The 2740-nt window shown below is 45.8% G+C and carries 4 protein-coding genes; all 4 read left to right on the top strand.

The genetic code is table 11. The features are described 5' to 3' along the window. Positions 1-247, top strand: a 247-nt coding sequence (locus WKI49_06095; GenBank protein ID MEJ7622061.1) for a hypothetical protein, incomplete at its 5' end; no start/stop codon positions are given. Continuing rightward, positions 244-1635 (top strand): UDP-N-acetylmuramoyl-L-alanyl-D-glutamate--2,6-diaminopimelate ligase, encoded by a 1392-nt coding sequence (locus tag WKI49_06090; protein ID MEJ7622060.1) that lies wholly within the window; start codon positions 244-246, stop codon positions 1633-1635. The genes WKI49_06095 and WKI49_06090, both read left to right, overlap by 4 nt. After that, a complete protein-coding gene (locus WKI49_06085) occupies positions 1628-1888 on the top strand; it encodes a hypothetical protein (protein ID MEJ7622059.1) in 261 nt (86 codons plus the stop codon). The genes WKI49_06090 and WKI49_06085 overlap by 8 nt, the downstream gene beginning before the upstream one ends. Positions 1889-1898: 10 nt before the next feature. Further along, positions 1899-2740: phosphogluconate dehydrogenase (NAD(+)-dependent, decarboxylating) (gene gnd / locus WKI49_06080; protein MEJ7622058.1), on the top strand; the 842-nt coding region annotated here is incomplete at its 3' end.

Genomic DNA, 2740 nt, shown 5'->3' with positions numbered 1-2740 from the left:
GAGAAGTGATTATAATTATGTAGTCATGCCATCAAGAAGAGACTTATTCAACACTATATGGCTAACTCCCACACTGCACTATTATACCTCTCCAAGCAGAAAGAAGACTTTACTTCTCAAGACAAGGTTTGCAGGATATCTATACTACGGTGCGGATAAGGTTTATCCATACGTAAGGCTTAGAAATGCTTTTGACCTTAGGCGTGAACCACACAACCCTTATGACCACAAGGCTGTGGAACTATGAACCTAAAAGAAATCCTCTCTTATGCAAAAGGTATAAGCTCCAACTCAAAGGAAGTCCGTGAGGGCTATGTTTTTGTAGCCATTAAAGGAACGCAGGTGGATGGGCATGACTTTGTGGAAGAGGCTTTGCAAAGGGGTGCTCTCTACGTGCTTGTGGAGAGAGAAGTAGGCATAAAAGACCCACGCATTATAAAGGTGGAAGATACAAGAAAGGCTCTTGGTGAGCTGGCAAGTCTTTTTTATGGTGAGGTTTCAAAAAGGCTTAAGATAGTGGGCATAACGGGGACAAATGGCAAGACTACCACAACGCACATAGTAGAGTCTATCCTCAACAAGGCGGGCATAAAAACTGGTCTTATGGGGACGATTTACTACAGGCTTGGAGAGAAGATATACGAATACGAGGGGAGGACCACTCCAGACCCTATAAAGTGGCACTCCACACTAAAAGCCATGTGGGAAGAGGGTGCAAGTGCGGTGGTTTGCGAGGTTTCCTCTCATGCACTTGACCAAAAGAGGATATGGGGCACGGACTTTTATATGGTAGGCTTTACCAACCTTAGCCAAGACCATCTTGACTATCATGGCACTATGGAAAACTACTTCCTTGCAAAGGCAAGGCTCTTTGAGGAGTATGCATATACCTATGCGGTGATAAATGAGGATGACCCATATGGCAAAAGGCTGAAGGTTATTGCAAAAAACCCAAGAACCTACGGAAGGGAAGGAGACCTTAAAATTCTTGACTTTCAGACAGACTTTGAGGGCTCAAGGCTAAGAGTGGCATACGAAGGAAAGGTGTATGACTTTTTCTCCAACCTGCGAGGGAACTTTCAGGCGTATAACCTCTCTCTTGGTATACTTGTGGGCTTTCTGTGGGGGCTTGAAAGCCAAGCTATACAAGAAGGCATAAGGCAGGTGCAAGTCCCTGGTAGGTTTGAAACCTATAAGGGAAAGGGCTTTGTGGTTATAATAGACTACGCTCATACGCCTGATGCTTTGGAAAAGGTCTTGAGGACCGCAAGGGCTCTTTGCAAAAACAGGCTTATAGTGGTCTTTGGTGCTGGGGGAAACAGGGATAGAACAAAGAGACCTCTTATGGGAAAGACCGCAGAGGCTATTGCAGACCTTATAGTCCTGACCTCAGACAACCCAAGGTTTGAAGAGCCGATGGCTATAATTGAGGATATCTTGAGTGGAATAGAAAACAAAGGAAAGGTCTTGGTGGAGCAGGACAGAAGAAAGGCAATAGAGCTTGCCATAAGCATGGCACAGGAGGGGGATGTTATCCTAATAGCGGGCAAAGGACACGAAGACTATCAAGAAATAAAAGGTGTAAAATATCCTTTTAAAGATTCTGAAGTGGTCAAGGAGGTCCTCGGTGTGTGATTTTGAAACGCTCCACTATAACCTCAAAGACGAACTGTTGAATATCTACAAAGAGGCGGAAACGCCACAGCCAAAAATAAAGATAACCAGTCTAAAAAGCGGTAAGGTATGCGGTCTTGCCAACCTTGCCAAGCTCATCCTCTACTTTGAAAGAGAGGGCTATCTGGTGGTGTTAAACAAGGATGAGGACTACAGGGAATGGGAGATACAAATAGAGGCGGGCATACTTGACCTTATGTTTGGGTATGGATAAAATTTAGCCTATGAACATTTTTATGATAGGCTTGGGGAGGATGGGGCTTGGTATGTCAAGAAGGCTACTTTCAAAGGGGCACAAAGTAGCGGGCTATGATGCAAACCCGGAGGCAAGGGAGAGGGCAAGGGCTTATATGGAAGTTTTGGAGAGCCTTGAGGGTCTTAGGGGGCAGAAGTTAGTATGGCTTATGGTTCCTCACGAGGTGGTGGACAAGGTTCTTGAAGACATAAAGCCTTATCTGCAAGAGGGAGACATAGTGGTGGACGGTGGAAACAGCTTTTACAAAGACTCTCAAAGAAGGGCGGAGGCTTTGAAGGATATGGGTGTTTACTTTTTGGATGTGGGTGTTAGTGGTGGTGTTTATGGTGAGGAGCTTGGATATTGTCTTATGGTGGGTGGGGACAGGTCTGCCTTTGAGAGGATTGAGCCAATTTTGAGAGACCTATCCTATGAGGGTAGGGGCTATGCCTATCTTGGTTCTTCTGGTGCGGGGCATTTTGCCAAGATGGTTCACAATGGCATAGAGTATGCCTTTATGCAGGCTATTGGTGAGGGCTTTGAGCTCCTCAAAGAAAGTGGCTTTGAATATGACTTGAGGGAGGTTGCACGCATATACAATACGGGTAGTGTTATCCGTAGCTGGCTTATGGAACTCACTCAAAAGGTCTTTGAAGACTTTGGAGACCTACAAGAGCTTAAGCCTTATGTGGAAGACACGGGAGAGGGTCGTTGGACGGTAGAGGAAGCCATAAAAAGGGCTGTGCCAGTGCCAACTATTGCGGAGGCTCTCTTTGCTCGCTTTCGCTCAAGGCAAGATAACTCCTTTAGAGACCGCCTTTTGGCAGGTCT

The sequence above is a fragment of the Aquificaceae bacterium genome, assembly GCA_037722135.1.
GTDB classification, from domain to species: Bacteria; Aquificota; Aquificia; order Aquificales; family Aquificaceae; genus Pampinifervens; species Pampinifervens sericum.
The sequence above is the reverse complement of the archived record's forward strand: the minus strand, read 5'-3'. Positions and strand labels throughout refer to the sequence as shown.

Coding starts and splice junctions, on each gene's coding strand:
- WKI49_06090 (MEJ7622060.1), top strand. CDS start 244: ATGAACCTAAAAGAAATCCTCTCTTATGCAAAAGGTATAAGCTCCAAC.